General features: G+C 52.3%; 17 protein-coding genes. 3 read left to right on the plus strand and 14 right to left on the minus strand.

The window, feature by feature from the left end:
* Nucleotides 1–730: 730 nt before the first annotated feature.
* The 3 genes from ACZ500_RS06945 to ACZ500_RS06955 form a co-directional block, all read right to left on the minus strand.
* On the minus strand, nt 731–1,987 hold the full coding sequence (locus ACZ500_RS06945; RefSeq protein ID WP_464231780.1) for an MFS transporter: 1,257 nt from the start codon (nt 1,985–1,987) through the stop codon (nt 731–733).
* A gap of 325 nt (nt 1,988–2,312) precedes the next feature.
* Nucleotides 2,313–3,329 (minus strand): class I SAM-dependent methyltransferase, encoded by a 1,017-nt coding sequence (locus ACZ500_RS06950; RefSeq protein ID WP_464231781.1) that lies wholly within the window; start codon nt 3,327–3,329, stop codon nt 2,313–2,315.
* Between the two features lie 115 nt (nt 3,330–3,444).
* Nucleotides 3,445–5,544, minus strand: coding sequence for a TonB-dependent receptor (locus ACZ500_RS06955; protein WP_464231782.1), 2,100 nt, complete (start codon nt 5,542–5,544; stop codon nt 3,445–3,447).
* Between the two features lie 62 nt (nt 5,545–5,606).
* On the opposite strand from ACZ500_RS06955, the gene ACZ500_RS06960 reads away from it, so the two are divergent.
* Complete coding sequence (locus ACZ500_RS06960; protein WP_464231783.1) at nt 5,607–5,792, plus strand: hypothetical protein; 186 nt, start codon at nt 5,607–5,609, stop codon at nt 5,790–5,792.
* 33 nt (nt 5,793–5,825) lie between these two features.
* On the opposite strand, the gene ACZ500_RS06965 is transcribed toward ACZ500_RS06960, so the two are convergent.
* A complete protein-coding gene (locus ACZ500_RS06965) occupies nt 5,826–7,091 on the minus strand; it encodes an MFS transporter (RefSeq protein ID WP_464231784.1) in 1,266 nt (421 codons plus the stop codon).
* Nucleotides 7,092–7,714: 623 nt separating this feature from the next.
* Here ACZ500_RS06965 and ACZ500_RS06970 point away from each other — a divergent pair.
* Complete coding sequence (locus ACZ500_RS06970; RefSeq protein WP_464231785.1) at nt 7,715–7,954, plus strand: hypothetical protein; 240 nt, start codon at nt 7,715–7,717, stop codon at nt 7,952–7,954.
* Nucleotides 7,955–8,276: 322 nt separating this feature from the next.
* On the opposite strand, the gene ACZ500_RS06975 is transcribed toward ACZ500_RS06970, so the two are convergent.
* Nucleotides 8,277–8,471, minus strand: a complete 195-nt coding sequence (locus ACZ500_RS06975) for a methyltransferase (RefSeq protein ID WP_464231786.1) — start codon at nt 8,469–8,471, stop codon at nt 8,277–8,279.
* Between ACZ500_RS06975 and ACZ500_RS06980 the strand changes: the two genes are divergently transcribed.
* Entirely contained in the window at nt 8,464–8,754 is a 291-nt protein-coding gene (locus tag ACZ500_RS06980; RefSeq protein WP_464231787.1) for a hypothetical protein, read from the plus strand. The genes ACZ500_RS06975 and ACZ500_RS06980 overlap by 8 nt on opposite strands.
* Nucleotides 8,755–8,968: 214 nt before the next feature.
* Here ACZ500_RS06980 and ACZ500_RS06985 read toward each other — a convergent pair whose 3' ends face one another.
* The 9 genes from ACZ500_RS06985 to ACZ500_RS07025 all read right to left on the minus strand — a co-directional run bounded on the left by ACZ500_RS06985 (nt 8,969) and on the right by ACZ500_RS07025 (nt 19,652).
* Entirely contained in the window at nt 8,969–11,047 is a 2,079-nt protein-coding gene (locus ACZ500_RS06985) for a TonB-dependent receptor (protein WP_464231788.1), read from the minus strand.
* A 555-nt stretch (nt 11,048–11,602) separates the two neighbouring features.
* Nucleotides 11,603–12,385: a tetratricopeptide repeat protein gene (locus ACZ500_RS06990; RefSeq protein ID WP_464231789.1), complete on the minus strand. Its 783-nt coding sequence runs from the start codon at nt 12,383–12,385 to the stop codon at nt 11,603–11,605.
* On the minus strand, nt 12,382–12,924 hold the full coding sequence (locus ACZ500_RS06995; RefSeq protein WP_464231790.1) for a tetratricopeptide repeat protein: 543 nt from the start codon (nt 12,922–12,924) through the stop codon (nt 12,382–12,384). Before ACZ500_RS06995 ends, ACZ500_RS06990 begins: the two co-directional genes overlap by 4 nt.
* Complete coding sequence (locus tag ACZ500_RS07000; RefSeq protein ID WP_464231791.1) at nt 12,921–13,652, minus strand: energy transducer TonB; 732 nt, start codon at nt 13,650–13,652, stop codon at nt 12,921–12,923. Before ACZ500_RS07000 ends, ACZ500_RS06995 begins: the two co-directional genes overlap by 4 nt.
* A 4-nt stretch (nt 13,653–13,656) precedes the next feature.
* The gene (locus ACZ500_RS07005; RefSeq protein ID WP_464231792.1) at nt 13,657–13,797 is read right to left on the minus strand and encodes a hypothetical protein; all 141 of its coding nucleotides are present in this window, start codon (nt 13,795–13,797) and stop codon (nt 13,657–13,659) included.
* 64 nt (nt 13,798–13,861) lie between these two features.
* Nucleotides 13,862–15,220: a MotA/TolQ/ExbB proton channel family protein gene (locus ACZ500_RS07010; protein ID WP_464231793.1), complete on the minus strand. Its 1,359-nt coding sequence runs from the start codon at nt 15,218–15,220 to the stop codon at nt 13,862–13,864.
* Nucleotides 15,221–15,291: 71 nt separating this feature from the next.
* The gene (locus tag ACZ500_RS07015; protein ID WP_464231794.1) at nt 15,292–16,065 is read right to left on the minus strand and encodes a DUF3450 domain-containing protein; all 774 of its coding nucleotides are present in this window, start codon (nt 16,063–16,065) and stop codon (nt 15,292–15,294) included.
* A gap of 132 nt (nt 16,066–16,197) precedes the next feature.
* Complete coding sequence (locus ACZ500_RS07020; RefSeq protein WP_464231795.1) at nt 16,198–18,282, minus strand: TonB-dependent receptor; 2,085 nt, start codon at nt 18,280–18,282, stop codon at nt 16,198–16,200.
* Between the two features lie 68 nt (nt 18,283–18,350).
* On the minus strand, nt 18,351–19,652 hold the full coding sequence (locus ACZ500_RS07025) for an MFS transporter (RefSeq protein ID WP_464231796.1): 1,302 nt from the start codon (nt 19,650–19,652) through the stop codon (nt 18,351–18,353).
* Between the last annotated feature and the right edge of the window lie 8 nt (nt 19,653–19,660).

The following is a 19,660-nucleotide window of genomic DNA, read 5'->3' on the forward strand; positions in this document are numbered from 1 at the left end:
AGTGACCAATGCAATTCTTTTCTATCCTCTCAGCCTCCAACTCTAATATTCGCCGTTTTCCGCACCCTGATCCAATATGCCCGGTTTCACCCATGCAAGCCCGCCAAACTCGTGTGGATATTTCCGAGTTCTCTTCTTCGGAGAATGGCCTCGATGCATCGGAACCGCCAGACCACTGTCGCGCCAAAGGTCCTGGGCGGACCGTCAAGCCCGACGGTATTATTGTTATAAGGTGACAGCCAGGTAAGATATTCCTGGTCAAAGACATTTTCCAGCCACAGATAAATGTCGACGTGTCGCATTTCATATCCGAACCTCAGATTGGCGGTCTCGTATGCTTCCTGCTCGACACAACGAGTCTGTACCCGCCGCCGTGATCATCAGCATCCATGAGATCTGCAATCAGGGAGATCTCCCAGGGATCGTCCGGGGTCCACCTCAGTGTAGTCCGTCCGGCCAGATGCTTTAGGTCCGCGGCACGGTCATCGCCGTTATGTTGATTCTCCACGTATCCATCCGAAGACCTATATTGAAATGCTCCTCCCAGATAGATTTTGTCCTTGACCACGGGTCCACTGATATTTGGGACGGTCCGGAATGAACTGTAATTCCCGTATTCGCCAAGAACCTTCCCGCGCAGTTGATTGCCGGGTTGCTGGGTAATGATGTCGATGACGTCAGATTCAGCGTTTCTTCCATACAATGCGCCCTGGGGGCCTTGATTTCCCGTTTACGCAACAGGATGTTGTCCCGGATGGGCGGCATGGGAACGGCCTGAAACGAATTCCTTCAACCGAAAATGCAGAATCAGTTCGGCGCCCGAAAGCCCCACAACCATCAATGCCCCGATCGTCACATAAAGAATGAGCGTACCGCAGGCATCGCCCAGAGCGCCGAACAGGGGTCCCAAAAGGAGAGGTGGAAGTATAAAAACCGTGCTCAACAAGGCGAATCCGGTTCCGGACCGTTCTCCCACGCTCGCCTTCATCATCAGCGTGAAGCCCCATATATGGATGCCTCCCAGGATCATATTGTCGCCAGCCAGGATCAGCATTCCTTGCCAGGGACAGATCATGCCTTTGGCAGCCACAAAGATGGTGAAAGCGGTCAACATCAGGGAAAGGGCGCCGAATGTTCGAAGAAAAGCCACCGGCCCCACTCTGTGGAAGAACCATCCCCACAGGAGCGTCCCCAGGAATCCGACAGGATATCCGAACTGGATGAGAATTTTTCCAATGGCGCCCGGATTCAGTCCGAGATCAGTCAAGAGCGGCATCCGCATCTGGAAACCGTTAAAGAAAAAGAGGGTCGGCAATAACAGAAACAACATGAGCCATCGGATCCCGGATTGGTTCAGAAATTCCCGCAGTCCTGACTTCCCTTTCCAGCCGCGCTGCGGTATGGGCCGTTCCGGATAGACAGAGGCGATTTCCCGATGCAGCACCACCGGCAGGCTTAGGAGCAGAATCGTTACGGCCAGCACAGAACAGATGGCCTGCCATCCCACGGTCTCCAAAAAGACCAGGACCAACCCTCCACCCAAGAGCATCCCGATGGGTCTGGCGCCCGACTGAATGGTATTTCCCCATGGCCGCTCCTCGGGCAAGAGGATATCGGTCGCATAGCCATCGACAGCAATATCGTTGGTTGCCATGACCGTATTGAACAAGAGAAGGAGTATGAACATAAGCCCGAAGGATCGATCCGGTGGGACGAAAGAAAGGGCGAAGAAGAGCCCTGCGCCGATCCATTGAAGGGGAAATATCCAGGTTCTCCGCCTGCCCAGGCGTTTTATGTAAAATCGATCGATCCAAGAGGCATACAGGAATTTCATCGCCCACGGCACCTGCAGCAGAAAAAGGAACCCGACAGAACGGAGAGTCATCCCCTGGTGCCGCAACACCACGGGCAGACAACTGATGATGAATCCTACCGGAATGGTCTGGCAGATATACATGGATGCCAGCAGCATGAGTTTAAATGCCATCCCTTCCGCTCTGCTCTGAACCGCCCTATCGACTCCCATATTCATATGCTTTCCTCGCGAGTCGTACTTTTGGTCTGCCATGATTGTTTTAAAAGGCTAACTTATAGCGCAAAGAAATATGCTTCGCGCCCAATTACAGCCTTTCTGAGTTTTTATCTCGAGGCAGTGTGCTCATCGGGAGGGGATCAATAGCAGAAAAATGGAGCACCGTCTTGTCCGCAATGCACTTTTTTTGTGGCGGATGCACCAAGGTCGGTCGGCACCTGCCTTGGGCCGGGCTTTTGGCCCGGCCCAATAAGGACTGTATCAAACAAAAATCGGGTGCCTATTTTCGAGCGATGTCCAGGTCCATGGGGCCCCATCCCGTGCTCAGGGTACGGGATCGCACCGATCTAAAGCCTGCCTTCAGCATGGCATCGGCAATGACGCCCTGTTCAAAGGGTGTCATCGGGTTGCTCATTGCCGAGACCACCATGTGGATGGCCCAAACGCGGGGCCGGGTCCCTTCATCTGTGAGACCTTCGGACAGATTGATGAACACGCCATTAGGATTCAGGGCGTCATAGATCTTTGCCATGACCGCATCCATGTTGTGCTGCGCAAAATTCAAGGTCGCGCTTGCCCAGATGAGATCGTATCCCTCTCCGATGGGGTCCTTGTTGTAGTCCCCCGCCAAAACCATGATCCTGTCTTCCAGGCCGTACTCATGGATGAATCCTTTCGCAACTTTCAACACCGGCTCCCGGTCAAAAATGATTCCCTTCATGGTCAGGTGTTTCTCCACCATCGCAATGCCGAATATTCCCGGTCCTCCTCCCAGATCGAGCATTTTTTTAAAGGAAGGGAACTCCGGAAGATCGGCTACCATCCGGGACATCTGTTGGGCGATGCCGGCCCTTTCGTGGTTGGCCATCCAGGTGGCACGGCTGCCCCATTCTTCCTCGGAATGCACCGCATGGCCGGAAGCATGGGAGGGTGGTCCCTCCAAAATCAGCTTGGAGAGATCTGCGAGCTGTCTTTCTGACATGACAGCCCGATGAAGAAAGCCCTGTCCCAGGCTGGTGGGGGTTCCTTCCACCAGAAAGGTCTGGGAGGTCGGTGTATTGCAATAGACGCCGTTTTTTTTGGTCAGCAGATCGCATGCAACCAGACCATTCAGGAAGAAGGCTGTGTTTCTTGGGTGGCCGCTGATGGCCTCTGCCACCTGTTCTGCGGACTTGGGCTCGGACAACTGGTTGAAGATCTTCAGTTCAATGGCTGTGGTCAGCAGTCTGAACTGGATGGTTGCAGAACTCATTCTATAGAGATTTTCAGGACTGACGTTTACTTCCGGCAGACTCATGGTAGCTTCTCCTCTTGTCTTTGATGGCGTTAATAGAAATTGTGAGGCCGCCCTGGCCAGGCCCAGGCGGATTGATTATTGTCAATGGACCGGGCAATACCTCGATAAGTTGGACTCAATACCGCCAGGTTAATTGGACGCCAAAGCTGCGCGGCGGGCCGTCGAGTCCGACAATGCCACTCTTTTTCCACTTGATGGTGGTGAGGTATTCAGTATCGAACACATTTTCCATCCACAGGCAGAGGTCGACACCCTTCCATTCGTATCCACAACGAGCATTCACCAGTTCATAGGCCTTTTGCTCGGAAAGGTTGGCCGCCTCCCCATAGAACCCGTCTGTTCCGAAAAGCTCGGCCCGGACATAAATGCCGATGGGGGTACGATAATGGGCACCCAGATTGTAGGTATACCGGGGGGCATAGGGAAGGGCGTTGCCGTCAAAATTGTTCAGGACGCGCTGGGTATAATCCGCGTTCCAATCGAAGGACTTGTAATCGTCGAATCTGGCATCGGTGTAACCAAATCCCCCAAACAGATTCAGGCCTTGAACCGGAGTTGTCTGTAATTGCAATTCAAGACCCTGGGAATGGGCGCCTGTAGCGTTGGTGATTCTGTATTCATAGGTTTCGGGATTCATACCCATGACCTGTTTGTCGTCAATATCAATGTAAAAAAGAGACAGATTGGCCATAAGCTTTCCCTCAAACCAGGTACTCTTTGCCCCTATTTCATAATTCCACGTATACTCGGGATCATAGGTAAACGTGTTCTGGGTGGGGTCTGCAAATACATTGAATCCGCCCGTCATATACCCCTTGCCTGCGGACGCATAGACCATGGCGGTGCCTGAAAGATCATATGCGGCGGAAAACTTGGGCAATGCCTCATTGTAACGCAAGCCGTCGTCGCAAATCACATTTCTGGCCGCGTCTTTGAAATCTCCTTCCAGATCCTGGTGATCAAAACGAAGACCGGCGGTCAGGTGGAGCCTGCCGCATACGGAATAGGTGCCTTGACCAAAGACCGCATAGCCTTTGGTAGCGACATCAGCAACCGGATGCTTAAGTATCTTTCCACTTGAGGTATATTCGTTCTTGTGATCCATGTGGGTATCTTCACTGAATCCGTACAGACCGCCCAGCCATTGAAAGGGGCCTTCGCGAACCGAGGAAAAGTGAACCTCCTGACTGTACTGATGAAGATCATATTTATTAAGATTGGTCGTGGGGTTTTTGGGATTGGCGGTTAGATCCGAGTCATTGAGTTTCTCCCGCCATCTGTACAAAATGCCCGTGATAGATTTGATATCAACAACATCTCCTCCGTATTTCAGTTGCAGGGTCTGGCTATTGCCGTTTTCCTTCAAATATTCATTGGCCTCGTCCTTGTTGGTTTTATGGGCAGGAGTTGCATAGGGGCCTGTGACATATCTGTATTGGCCGCAGTGGTCATCCGCCTCCATGGCATCGGCCGTCAGGGAAATGTCCCAGCGGTCGGTGGGGGTCCACCTCAATGTGGCACGTCCGTTTTTATTGTTTATGTCGGCTGCCTTGTCGTCGCCGTTGAATTCATTGGTCACATATCCGTCCGACGTTCTGTACAGGATGGCTGCGCCCATATAGAATTGATCATTGACAATCGGGCCGTTTATGTTTGCACCCGCCCTGATTGAATGATAGTTTCCGTATTCGCCATAAACACTGGTTCGGAACAGATTATCCGGTTTACGGGTAACGATGTTGATGGCACCGGATTCGGCATTTCTACCATATAGCGTCCCTTGTGGGCCTTTGAGGACCTCCACCCGTTCGATGTCGTAAAACTCGTTGTTCTGCATCCAGTTTAAAGAATACGCTACACCGTCCACATAATAGCCTGCAGGAGCATAAATGGATGAAGGGAGAAAGGATACTCCCCTGATGACGATCTGGTTCTCAAAGGGGTTTGTTTGCATAAATACATTGGGGGAGAACCTCACCAGCTCGGATGTATTCTCAATCCGATTATCCTCGATTTGGATATCCGAAAATATATCCATGCTGATAGGTACTTCCTGGGGATCTTCTTCGATTTTCTGTGCAGTGACCGTAATGGATTCCAGTTGGGTATTCCCGGCTTTTTCCGCATCATCCGAATTATCCCCGTAAACATTCGAACCGTATAGCGCCGAAAGCACAAATATTGATACAATCATAAAATAAGTCGTTCTTCCCACCCCTTTCCTCCTCCTTTCTGTTGTATGAGTCCTCATTGAATTTATTTAGTTTCCATCCGGAAATGGTCTTTTTGGCCAATCTCGGCGTCAATCTGCACGTTTGCTTGTGCGGCGACCACCAGGTCGCCTCCGCGCAAACGCTTGATTTCCTTGATATTGGCCAAAAATCCTCATTTCCGGAATGGAAACCGGGTTCTATAGGGAAATCATTTCCGGATGGACACTATTTAAAAGCCCTGTTCCAGTGAATCCGCGGGTCGAATGCCCGAATGAAACCCTCGTCACTTGGCTAAGTTAGGGATACGCCTCAATAAAACAGTGCCGACGAAGATGATGAGGATATTGGATACCCCAAGCCCCATGTAATAATTAAAATACCCTGCGCCATCGCATAATTTCCCCATTAGGGGATTTGCTCCCATCCCGAACAGGGAGACCAAACTGCACAGTATTGCGTAGTGGGTGGCGGACTGAGATCCCACGCTCAACGTCATGATCATGTTGGAGATCAAGATGGATATAATGCCGCCCATCAGTTTTTCGGACCCCATCATGATTCCGATGCTCAACCAACCGGACGATGGACATTGAGACACAATGGCCGAAAAAAAATTGACCCCCGCGGCAATGAGGCAACCCAGAACAAGAATTTTCTGATTTCCCAGCTTTCTTAATAGGGTTCCTCCCATCACGGCTCCAAAAAGGCACATGGGTGAACTGAACCATATGTTCAATTTTCCTAAAACGACCGGTTCGATGCCCATGTCCGTCACCATGGGGAGACGGAGTTGGGAACCGCCTCGATCAAACAGCGCAATCAATCCTGCAAATAGTAAAAAAAACAGATTTTGCGGCTGATTGATGAATTCCCATGCGTTGAGCTTGAGCCCCCATCCTTTCAATCCGTTATGTCCCGATTCTTCGCGGAACACGGGGGGCATTTCCTTGTGAATCACAATGGGCACCATGATGAGAAGCTGCAAAGCCGCGATGATCATGAGGGTATTTCGCCAGCCTTGTTGTTGGTAGATAATGAGAAAAACGCCCGAACCGATCATATAGCCGATGACGTAGCCGCCTATTTGGACCGTATTACCCCAGGGCCTTTCATCGGGCTTCAGGATATCCGTGGCATAGCCATCCACGGCGATATCTACTGTGGCGAAAATGAAGTTCAGCACAAACACAGCGGACAGAAGAAGCCTAAGGTCTTCTTGGGGAGAAAGTTGGGCAATACAGGGCAGCATGAACAGTGAAACCATCAACAAGGGGACGACCCATGATTTTCGCCTTCCCATGCGCGTGCTGTAAAAGCGATCAACCATGAAGGCGTAAAGAAATTTCAGGGCCCAGGGGCTGTGAACCAGGGCTGTAAATCCGATAGCGCCCAGGCTGATGCCCTGTTTCCGCAGAATTATGGGCAGCAGAACCCAGGAAAAGCATAGGAAAATCTTTTGCGAAAGGTACATGAGGAACAAGAGTCCCATCTTGTGCAGTGTGGACCATACACATTGGCGGGATTGGAAAACAGCTTTGGTGATGTTCATAGATTCGCTCGCTGATGATATGCAAAACCTATCGGCGATCGCAAGGGACGCCGCTATGCACGATGTTGCCTCTATGGGTTTATTCTTTATCCACAAAAAAATGCCCGACTCTGACACACAGAGTCGAGAATTCCACTCTTGATCCTCTCTTCGTATTGCACCTTGCTCCAATCCGTTGACGGGGAAAGACCCATGTCTTGCGTCTGCCCAGGCCTTTAATGGGGAATCGCTCGATCAGGGAGGTATACAGGAATGCCAGAAGCATGAGTTTAAATGTAATGCCCCACCGTTTGTTCTGATCCACCCTAATGGCATCTTTATCCATATGGTTAAACCTGCAAATTTGATTTTAAAATACTAATGTTGTTTCAGATAACTAACTTCGAGCGCAAAAAAAATATGCCTCGTGCCCAACGGAGACCTTTCTGGGCTGTTGTTTCGAAACGGTTGCTCATCGAAAGGGGAACAATAGCAGGAAAATGGAACGCCGTCTTTTCCGCAATGCACATTTTTTTGTGATGGATGCACCAATATCCGCAGGCACCTGCCCTGTGTGGGGTTTTAGGCCGGTTGAATAAGGATTGTATCGAACAGAACAGGAACCAGGTAGTTTCCATCCGGAAATGGTCTTTTTGGCCAATCTCGGCGTCAATCTGCACGTTTGCTTGTGCGGCGACCCACAGGTCGCCTCCGCGCAAACGCTTGATTTCCTTGATATTGGCCAAAAATCCTCATTTCCGGATTGGAAACTGGGTTCTATAGGGAAATCATTTCCGGATGGACACCAGGTAGCTATTTTCGAGCGATGTCCAGGTCCATGGGGCCCCATCCCGTGCTCAGGGTACGGGATCGCACCGATCTAAAGCCTGCCTTCAGCATGGCATCGGCAATGACGCCCTGTTCAAAGGGTGTCATGGGGTTGCTCATGGCCCAACCCACCCTGTGGATGGCCCAAACGCGGGGCCGGGTCCCTTCATCTGTGAAACCTTCGGACAGATTGATGAACAGGCCCTTCGGATTCAGGGCGTCATAGATCTTTGCCATGACCGCATCCATGTTGTGCTGCGCAAAATTCAAGGTCGCGCTTGCCCAGATGAGATCGTATCCCTCTCCGATGGGGTCCTTGTTGTAGTCCCCCGCAAGGACCGACACCCTTTCTTTGAGTTGGTACTCATTAATGAAGGTCTATGCAACGCTTACCACGGCTTTCCGGTCAAAGATGACCCCTTTCATGGAGGGATGCCTTTTCACCATGGCAATGCCGAATATCCCGGGTCCCCCTCCCAGATCGAGCATTTTCTGAAAGGAAGGGAACTCCGGAAGATCGAATGCCATCCGGGACATCTGTTGGGCGATGCCGGCCCTTTCGTGGTTGGCCATCCAGGTGGAGTTTTGGGCCGTAACCGAAATGGTTTCCAGTTCGGTTGTGTCGGTTATTGAACAAGGCGACACGTTTCATATCAAAATGGCTTTCGGCGAGATGAAGCAAACCAAAACAGTCGGACCTTCAGGTGGACCAGTGACGATTCAAAACGTATTGTTGCCTTTTCTCGGACTGGTAACGGCGTGCCACACCGACTTCTGGAACTACAAGAACCATAATCGAAATTTCGATTATAATGATCGGTGCGGGTCCTGGGCTGATTTCACCTTTGAGGGGTAGTGCGATTTGAAGGAATAGCCTCCATATAATGCAGACCGGAAAATTGTCTAACGGAAATTCGGCATTGGGTGAGAATTGGGATGAAGGGGAGGCTTAAGAAAGGCCTCCCTTTCAGTTTAAAGGCACCCCAAAACCCAGAAGCGACCTCTAAAGATGTCTGATCATGATTTCGAATTGGAATACACGTTCCTGAAAGGGCATTAAATGAATCGGATTAATACCGCCATGTAAATGTGGCGCCGAAGGTCCTCGGAGGGCCGTCAATGCCCACAATGGATTGCTGAAAAGGGCTCAGGAAGGTGCAATACTGCGCGTCAAACACATTTTCGATCCAAAAGGAAAGATCGAAGTCGTTCCACTCATATCCGACACGCAGACTCAAGATCTCGTATGCCTTCTGCTCGGCCTCGTTCTCGGCATCCCCATAAAATGGACCTGTTCCCAGGAGGTCGGCCCGGGCAAAAAGGCCGTTGAGGCTCCGGTATTGGGCGCTCAGATTGTAGGTATACTTGGGGGCATAGGGGAGATAGTTGTCTTTATAGTCTTTCTTGACCTGCGCCGTGCCTGCGTCGTTCCATACAGTTGCCATAAACCGGTCAAATCGGGCCTCGTTGTAACCGAACCCTGCAGACAGGTCCAATCCATGCAATGGCCTTGCCGTGAGTTCCAGTTCAAGACCTTGGGAGTGGGCCTTTGCCGCATTGGTAATGGTGGTCATGGCAATGGTCGGGTGCAATTCAGACACCTGCTTGTCGTCAATGGAGATATAGAACACCGACAGATTGGCCATCAGTCTGTCATTCAGCCAGGAGGATTTGATGCCGGTTTCATAATTCCATGTGTATTCGGGCTCATAAGTGAACGTTTCCAGCGTTCCGGTCAGGCCCCAATTGTACCCGCCCACCAGATACCCCTTGGATGCGGATGCATAGGCCATAATGTCCCCTGAGACATCGTAGGAGAGGGAGAATTTCGGCAACATTTCATTATAACTGAGATCCTTTCCGTACGCCTTATTCTGAACCGGGTCTTTGAGATTGCCCTCCATTTCCTCGTGGTCCAGACGCAGACCTGCGGTCAAATGGAAGTTGTCCATGAATGTATAGGTCCCCTCACCGAAAGCGGCACATCCTGTTGAATCCACGTCGGTAATCGGGTTCATATAGGTTTTTCCCGCTGAAATAATCTCATACTTGTAGTTGAATCGTGATTTCTCAATGAATCCATACAGACCCCCCAGCCATTCAAAGGGGCCGGCCTGTGAAGATACGCGAAACTCCTGACTGTATTGCCGTTCCTTCAATTGCGTGGGATTTATCTTTTTGTCCTTGGGGTTATCCCACATATCACAGTCATTGACCTTGTCAAGATCTTGATATAACACGCCGCTTACCGAGAGAAAGCGAAGGGCATCCGAGTCGTACTTCACGCGCATGATCTGGCTGTTCCAGTTTTGTTTCAAATAGGCATCGGTGTCTCTCCGGATTTTATGGGGGTCTGTTTCGTGGGGGCCGGTAAGAAACCTGGTTTCGGCGCCATGATCATCGGCGTTCATGATATCCGCAATCAGGGACATGTCCCATGGATCGGAAGGCGTCCATCGGAGCGTGGCGCGTCCGGCCAGATGGCTCAAATCCGCGGCCCGGTCATCGCCATTGGATTCATTTTCCACATACCCGTCCGAAGATCGGTATTGAAACGCACCCCCCAGATATAAGGTGTCGTCCACGATGGGTCCGCTGACATTTGCAACCGACCTGAATGAATTGTAATCTCCGTATTCTGCCAGTATCTTGCCGCTGAGTTGATTATCGGGTTGCTTGGTAATGATGTTGATGACCCCGGACTCGGTATTCCTTCCATACAACGTGCCTTGAGGACCCTTGAGCACTTCCGCCCGTTCAAGATCGAAAAAATCGATATTCTGGCCATAATGCAACGGATAGCTCACGTCATCCACATAAAAGCCGGCGTTTGAATAGGTAGTACCCCTGAAAGGGGAGATGCCCCTGATGACAACGATATGTTCGCAAGAGCGCTCCATCATGCTGACGTTGAGACAGAAGCGCACCATATCGGGCGTATCCAGTATCCGTGCATCTTCCATCTCCATCTCCGAAAACACATCCATGCTGATGGGAACTTCCTGCACATTTTCTTCCTTTTTCTGCGCAGTCACGGTTACGGTTTCCAGTTGAAGGACGTTCTCTTCTTCAAGGGAATCGCCATATGCGTTGGAACAGAGCAGGGTCGCAACCACGGTCGTTAGAATTTTTGCTACTGTAATGTGCATTTCTCTCACCTCTTTGATCCGCTTTTGGATATTTTCATGCGTCAAAAACAAAAAAAGGCCATGAAAAGAATACAGACTTCTTGTCTGTATGCCTTCATGGCCTTTTGATAAATACGCCTTACCCGGTGATTCTTATTTCAACATCTTCTTGATGTTATCTAATGATGCACCTTGGGTTTTAGCACGACATGTCGAGGTTGCTCTGTCGGATGATTTTCCCGAAGGATTGCAAGCCCACATTTTGCGCGACACCAGTCAATTAGAACAATTGGATGGGTCTTGTCTTTTCCGCAATGCACGTTTTCTTGTGAGATATGCACAATAATCCATTCATCTTCAGTGCTCTCTCACTGAATCAGATGATGTCTTCAGGGAGCAGCCGTGTGGCTCACTTCAGTTTTGAGGGAAAGCGCTGCCTGAATGAATAGCCTTTCCGGGATGGTCATAGAGATCGGTTTGAATCCGGGCTAGCTCATGAAGGCCCATGTCGAATCGCTCACAGGAAGGGCATGGCTGAAAAGGCAACGCGTCTTCTCATTGATATCATTTACAGCCTTACGGCCCCAGTTGCCGCAAGGCCTCGAGTGCGGCATCCTTTTGACTTGAATGCCTGGCCGCATTCTGGAACGCGCGGTGCGCGCTATGGAGATCCATTGCATTCCAGGCCGCATACCCTGCCATGAGCCAGGCCCTCCCGGCATTCTTCTTTTGTTGGGCGGCCTTTTCAAAAACGCTCACGGCCTCCGGATACCTTTCCAGTTCATAAAGGAGGTCTCCTTTCAGCAACACCAGACGGGGACTGTGTTGCAGGGAAAGGGCCTTTTCCACCCATTCCAGGGCCTTTTCAGGCCGGTGGAGCCGGATATATCCCTGGGCGATCCGGTATGCCATATCGGGCCCAGGTTTTTGCCCTGCAAGCCTTTCATACATCCGAATCGCCTGCACCGGGACATCAAGGGTCATGTTGAGATCCGCGACAATCCTTTCCTCCTGGGCTGTGAGGGGCTCAAGGAACCCCTTAACGGTCAGCGCCACCAGGGCGTGTTTGTACTGATTCTCCTTCAGGTAAAAATGGGCCAGTCCCTTCCACCATTTGGGCTCAGACGGGTATTCCATGACCAGGCGCTTTACGTACTGAAGGGCCTTTGCCTTCATGCCCAGAGAGAGATAGGTGTGCAGTCTCAGTTCCTGCCACTGTTGGCGTTTTTTTCCTTCTGCCTTCTCGGAGAGGTCCTCGATAAAGGGCAGGGCCTTTAGAGGCTGATCCGAATCCAGAAATGTCTGGACCAGGGCCTCCTTCCATTCAAGTTTGATGTCTGAATGAGGATGCTCATTCAAAAGCCTCTGAAAGGTGGCCAGGGCCCCCTTCTGACATCCCTTGCAGTCATGAAGCAGATCGCACCGTAATAGAGGGTTTCAGGGTCCTTTTTGGGGGCGGTCTCGTACCCCCTTAAGAAGGCGTCGGCCGCCTTGCCATGGTCGCTCATGTCATAGCAACACCTGGCCAGGTTCATCCAGCCTTCGTAAAATTGGGGGTTCCGGCTCACAGCAGATCGATAATGGCTCTCCGCTGCGGAGTGGCTTTTACTCATCAAACAGCAGTTCCCTAGAATGAAATGGACCAGGTAATGGTCATACCCCTTTGACGCCTTTTCCTTCGCGTCCAGTTTTTCCCCTTGTTCCGTGAATCGTTTCAGAACAGCCGCGGCCTCTGCAAACCGCTCCTTTTCCATCAATTGCTGGGCCTCGTGGATGGCTACCCGGACTGGCAGGGGGATATCGGTTTCTCCCTGGCCTCCCCAGGAGATGCCATGAGACGCCATTAGCCCGATAATGAAGGCCAATAGACCCAAGGCATATTTTGACAACGGGATCATCTTCGCTCCTCCTGAAGATCAAATTGAATGGTCGTCTTGACCCACGTCCTGACCGGGACCCCGCCCACGGTCCCGGGCGTAAAGCGCCAGTCTGAAACACAGCGGATGACCGCCTCGTCAAACACGTCTTGCGGATGACTTTCAATGATCCGGATATCCTCGACCTTCCCCGCCTCGTTCACAATAAACCGGACCTTGACCCACCCTTCGACCCCCCTCCGTCTCGCCTGCATCGGGTATATGGGCGGGACCCGGGCAAGCGGCGTCAGGGGACGATCGATCTCTCCCACCCCATAGGACCCCTTCAGGTCCGGTGCGGCCAGTGAAACCGTCTGCATGGGGAGGGCCGGCACCGTGCCGGAAATGGTGGGCAGCTTCGGGTTGATCTCAAAGGGAAGATCAACGGCCTGTTTCATCGGACGGTTTTCATAAACCCTCTTTTGGGGGTTCGGCTTTTGGGGGGGTTCCCGAGGCCTGGGCGCTTCCCTCTTTTCTTCCCTGCGGGCCGGGGGCTCGGGCCGCTTGATCCGGACCACATTGACCCTCTCGATAGATGGGCCGCACACAGGCCTTCCCAAGTCCCTGTCGATCAAGCGCGGCATGAGGTCAAACAGAAACATATTGAGGATCAGGGAAGCAATCACCGCGACAGTCCAGATCCCGGAGGAGCGCATGCCCTTCCAGGTTTCCATCCGGTTCGGCGAGACCGATTCCATCACCATGCCCATGGCATTACTCCCCTCTCTCCGATGGCAGCCCTGCTCCCAAGGATACGTTCTTGGCCCCTGCCAGCTTGCATTCGTCCATAACGTCGATGGCAATGCCGGTCCGGCTTTCCCGGTGGGCCACCACAATGACGGCCAGAGGGATCATGACGAGGCCCCCGGCTGAAAAAAATAGTCCTCCATGTCCAGGATATGCTCGTATAGGATCCCCATCATCCTCCGTCCCGTGTCTTGAACAGGGTGTTGACAAGCGAAACCGCCTTTTTCTCCATCTGGCCGATCAGGTTCTCCACCTTTCCGGACAAGAGGGTGTGACACAGCATGATGGGAATGGCCACTGACAGCCCCAGCATGGTGGTCACCAGGGCCTCGGATATCCCGCCTGACATCATCCTCGGGTCGCCGGTGCCGTAATAGGTGATCACATGAAAGGTGTTAATCATGCCGGTAACCGTCCCCAGAAGCCCCAGCAGCGGCGCAATGGCCGCCAGCATGCCCAGGGTGGACAGAAACCGTTCCAGTTTCGGCACCTCGTTCAGAATGGCCTCCTGGAGCACATTCTCCAGGTCCTCACGGCCCATGTCCCGGCTCTTGACCCCGGCCAGGAGCACGGTGGGTATCGGCCTTTTCCCGGCCTGCCTGCAGAGGTCTAAACATCTGTCCCACTCGCTCCGGGTCGCATGGGTGCACACCGCATCCGCAAAGCGGTCTGTTTTCATGCCTTTCCGGAAAAGATGGAAGGTCCTCTCCAGAATAATCAGCAAGGCAAGGACCCCGATGCCGAGGATCGGATACACGATGGGGCCGCCCTTGGGGATCTGTTCCGGGAGGCTCAACTGATGGGTCATTTGCCGCAGGGCCGCGCCCTTGGACATATCCATGGGAACGTCCTCGGATTCGCCTTTTAGATATGCCTCTAACTTTTCTGCCATGCGGGGTGGCGGGGGCTTGGACAGGGCAAACAACCGCCGGCTATCCTCAGGATAGAGCAAAAAGCCGGACTCTTGAGGTATCTGATAGGCTGCCGAGAAATTGCCCAGTACCAAAATGTCACCTACGACCTCTTGCCCGGCCCGATTCACGAATGGGCCTTTCTGAATCCGGACCTGACCCGAGAGCATGATCTCATCAAACAACAGATCCACCATTGACCGGATGTGATCCATTCCGGGGAATTCCGTCTGGTTCAGGATCGGTTGGAGGGCCTCCTCCCGGCCCGGGACAAGGGCACTCTGGAGGCTTCGGCTTAGGAGGGTTTCCACGTCTCTGGCATTCACCCGGGCAGATCCGACCAACTCCCGCACCGTCCCTTCCATCTCTTCGCGCTGGGCGCGCAACACCGTCTCTTTGGTCTCCAAGGTCTTTAGGGTCGTATCGAGCGCCCGGTTCTGGGCCGCGAGGTCCTCATCCTCCCTTTTCAGTTGTTCTATCGATGCCTTAAGCGCCGATTTGTCCGCAAATATCCTCTGTCTGCTCTCCGCGGCCTCCCCTTCAGCGCGCTCCCTCTCTTCCTTCGCTTGCTTGAGCAGGAGCGCCTTTTTGTCCCTGGCCTCTTTCTGCACGGCACGCATATCTTCGCCATAGGCGCCTGTCGCCAAAAGCAGGCCCTAGACAATGACAAGACCCCATGCAAACCCTCTTTTCATTCCTTCACCAACCTTCCAATGGGCAAAACAAGCAAATCCACCGGTCGTTGTTTCGCCCCCATCTCCATGGCCGCATGTATCTGGCGGTTGTATCGCGGCGGGAGTGTTTTCCATTCAAAGACCGCTGGATCGAAATACCCCGATGTCTTCCCGTCCAAGGACTGAAAGAACAGGGAGATCCGTCCTAGTCTGAAAACATGCACCTGGATCTTTTTTCCATTCAGGCCAATCTCTTCCGTATACACCTCCACGGTGTTACCGCATTCCGGCTCCACAGACAGGGCCTCCATGGTCTTCCTGAACCTCTCCCCGGCAGAGACCATGGGATCATCCAGGGTCCGCCTCAGGGTCTCAAGGCGGCTCCTCCGTTCTTCCGAAAGAAAGGGGACATCCTCCTTCACCAGGGCCGCCAGCCGGTTATGTGTCTCTTCAAGAAACGGGATCAGTTCATTGGAGATCCGCCCGATCTGCGCCATCTCCTCTTCAAGCGCCTCAACCGAGGCCATGCGTGCCCCAACCTCCCGTTTCAATGCATTGTTCGCAGCCGTTAGTCGATCCCTTTCGCCTTCCAAGACTTCATACTCCGCCTTGAGCTTCAGTCGCTCCTCAGCCCATTTGTCCTCGGCCTTCTGCGTCGACTGACGGATGGTTATGGATTCGTCCACCGGCCTCTTCACCCGTGCCGGGAGGTCTTCCGAGAATCCTGGCTGGCCTTGAAAAAGGCAGAGCACGCCAACAACGCACCCGGCGATCCATGTTATTCTTTTCAATCCTCTCGTCCTCCGTCTCTTATCCGTCTTTTTGGGCGCCCTGCTCGAATGTGCCCGGTTTGACCCATGCAAGCCTACCAAACGCGCATGTACATCTCCGAGTCTTGTCTTTTGGCAAATGGCCTTCATGCATCAAAACCGCCAGACCAATGTCGCGCCAAAGGTCCTGGGCGGACCATCAAGTCCAACGGTGTTGTTGTTATAAGGGGAGAGCCAGGTAAGATATTCCTGATCAAAGACATTCTCCACCCAGAGGTAAACGTCGAAGTGCCTTATTTCGTATCCGATCCTCAGATTGACGGTTTCGTATGCCTTCTGCTCGGCCTTGTTTGCGGCATCCCCGTAGAAGGGGCCTGTTCCCAGGATATCGGCCCGAGCAAAGAGACCGTTGGGACTGCGGTATTGAACGCTCGCATTGTAGGTGTACTTCGGCGCAAAAGGCAGGTAGTTGTCTTTATAGTCATTCATGACCAGCGCCGTCTGTGTGGAGTTCCACTCCATGGCCTTGAAGTCATCGAATTGTGCATCGGTGTAACCGAATCCCGCCGATAGGCTCAATCCCTGAATCGGCCTTGCCTCAAACTGCAGTTCAGCTCCTCTGGAGTGGGCCTTTGCCGCATTGGTGATGGTGGTTGCCAACCGGGTCGCGTCCATCTGGGTAACCTGCTTGTCATCCATGTGAATATAGTAAACCGATAGGTTGGCCAGTAATTTATCGTTGAACCAGGTGGTCTTCACCCCTGCTTCATAATCCCATGTGTATTCAGGGTCATAATAAAAGCTCTCCTGGGTTGGCATCATCGCCCAGTTATATCCGCCTATCAAATAGCCTTTGGATGCTGACGCATAGATCATCGCATCTGCTGACATGTCATAGGCCGCAGAAAACTTTGGCAACACTTCATTGTGACTCACATCTTTGTGACAGGTTATTCTTCTGATAGGATCATTAAGATTTCCTTCCTGGTCCTGATGGTCGAAACGGAGCCCCGCTGTCAGATGAAGTCTCTCTAACAGGGTATAGGTGCCCTGACCAAAAGCGGCACAGCCGGAAGCGTCCACTTTTGTCTCCGGATTCAGGTAGGTCATGTGTTTTGACGCAATGTCGTATCTGTAATTGTAGTCTGTCTTTTCAATAAACCCGTAAAGACCCGCCAGCCATTCGAAGGGACCGGTTTGGGAAGCGACACGGAATTCCTGGCTGTATTGATTCAGTTTGATCTTGGCGTATTCCAGCTTTTCATTGGTGGGATCGTCCCATAAATCTGCGTCATTGACTTTGTCGAAATCCTGGTTTAGGACATTGGTAATGGACACGACGTTGAATTCATTACCGCCGTACCTCACCCGCAAGACTTGGCTGTTCCCTTCCTGCTTGAGATACTCGTCGCAATCCTTACGGACCTTGAAGGGATCGGTGGCATGGGGACCGTCAATCAGTCTGTACCCGCCCCCGTGATCATCCAGATCCATGATGTCCGCAATCAAGGAGATGTCCCATGGATCGGCAGGGGTCCACCGCAATGTAGCACGGCCGGCGAGATGCCTCAGATCCGCGGCACGGTCATCGCCGTTATAGAGATTTTCCACGTACCCGTCCGAAGATTTGTATTGAAATGCGCCCCCCAGAAAGAGGGTATCTTTGACCGCGGGTCCGCTGATATTTGCGACGGTCCGAAACGTGTTGTAGTTCCCATACTCGCCCAACACCTTGCCGCTCAATTGATTGCCGGGTTGCCGGGTAATGATATTGATGACCCCGGATTCGGCATTCCTGCCATACAGGGTGCCCTGTGGGCCTTTGAGAACCTCGGCGCGTTCGAGATCAAAAAATTCGATGTTTTGCATGTAGTGGAGCGGATAACTCACATCATCCACATGAAAGCCTGCGGGTGAATAGTTGCACCCCTTAAATGAAGAGATGCCCCTCATCACCACAACATGTTCGGTGTAGCGATTTTGCATGAACACGTTTGTGGAAAACTTGGTCAAATCAAGCGTGTTTTCAATCTTTGCGTCTTCCATTTCCATCTCGGAAAAGACATCCATGCTGATGGGAACCTCCTGTGCATTCTCCTCTGTTTTTTGTGCGGTGACCGTAAGGTCTTCCAGTTGTTGGGCCTGGTCTTCGCCGAATGTCTCTCCATGTGCCATCGAACATATCAGGGTGATGGCTGCGGACAGGGTGAGTATCCTCAAAAACCGGCAATTTTTCATTGAACCTACCTCCTTGAAGTCAATTGGGTTTTCTGATTTCGCCGTCTTACGTGGGCCTTCATCCCCATTTACGCAACAGAACATTGCCTCTGATGTGCCGCACGGGAACGGCCTGATACGAATTCCTTCAATCGAAAATGCAAAATCAGTTCGGCGCCCGAAAGCCCCGCAACCATCAATGCCCCGATCGTTACATAAAGAATGAGCGTACCGCAGGCATCGCCCAGAGCGCCGAACAGGGGTCCCAAAAGGAGAGGTGGAAGTATAAAAACCGTGCTCAACAAGGCGAATCCGGTTCCGGACCGTTCTCCCACGCTCGCCTTCATCATCAGCGTGAAGCCCCATATATGGATGCCTCCCAGGATCATATTGTCGCCAGCCAGGATCAGCATTCCTTGCCAGGGACAGATCATGCCTTTGGCAGCCACAAAGATGGTGAAAGCGGTCAACATCAGGGAAAGGGCGCCGAATGTTCGAAGAAAAGCCACCGGCCCCACTCTGTGGAAGAACCATCCCCACAGGAGCGTCCCCAGGAATCCGACAGGATATCCGAACTGGATGAGAATTTTTCCAATGGCGCCCGGATTCAGTCCGAGATCAGTCAAGAGCGGCATCCGCATCTGGAAACCGTTAAAGAAAAAGAGGGTCGGCAATAACAGAAACAACATGAGCCATCGGATCCCGGATTGGTTCAGAAATTCCCGCAGTCCTGACTTCCCTTTCCAGCCGCGCTGCGGTATGGGCCGTTCCGGATAGACAGAGGCGATTTCCCGATGCAGCACCACCGGCAGGCTTAGGAGCAGAATCGTTACGGCCAGCACAGAACAGATGGCCTGCCATCCCACGGTCTCCAAAAAGACCAGGACCAACCCTCCACCCAAGAGCATCCCGATGGGTCTGGCGCCCGACTGAATGGTATTTCCCCATGGCCGCTCCTCGGGCAAGAGGATATCGGTCGCATAGCCATCGACAGCAATATCGTTGGTTGCCATGACCGTATTGAACAAGAGAAGGAGTATGAACATAAGCCCGAAGGATCGATCCGGTGGGACGAAAGAAAGGGCGAAGAAGAGCCCTGCGCCGATCCATTGAAGGGGGAATATCCAGGTTCTCCGCCTGCCCAGGCGTTTTATGTAAAATCGATCGATCCGAGAGGCATACAGGAATTTCATCGCCCACGGCACCTGCAGCAGAAAAAGGAACCCGACAGAACGGAGAGTCATCCCCTGGTGCCGCAACACCACGGGCAGACAACTGATGATGAATCCCACGGGAATCGTCTGGCAGGTATACATGGATGCCAGCAGCATGAGTTTAAATGCGGTCCCTTCCACTTTGTTCTGAACTGCCTCACTGGCATCTTTATCCATACCTATGG

The sequence above is a fragment of the Desulfatiglans parachlorophenolica genome (assembly GCF_055394735.1).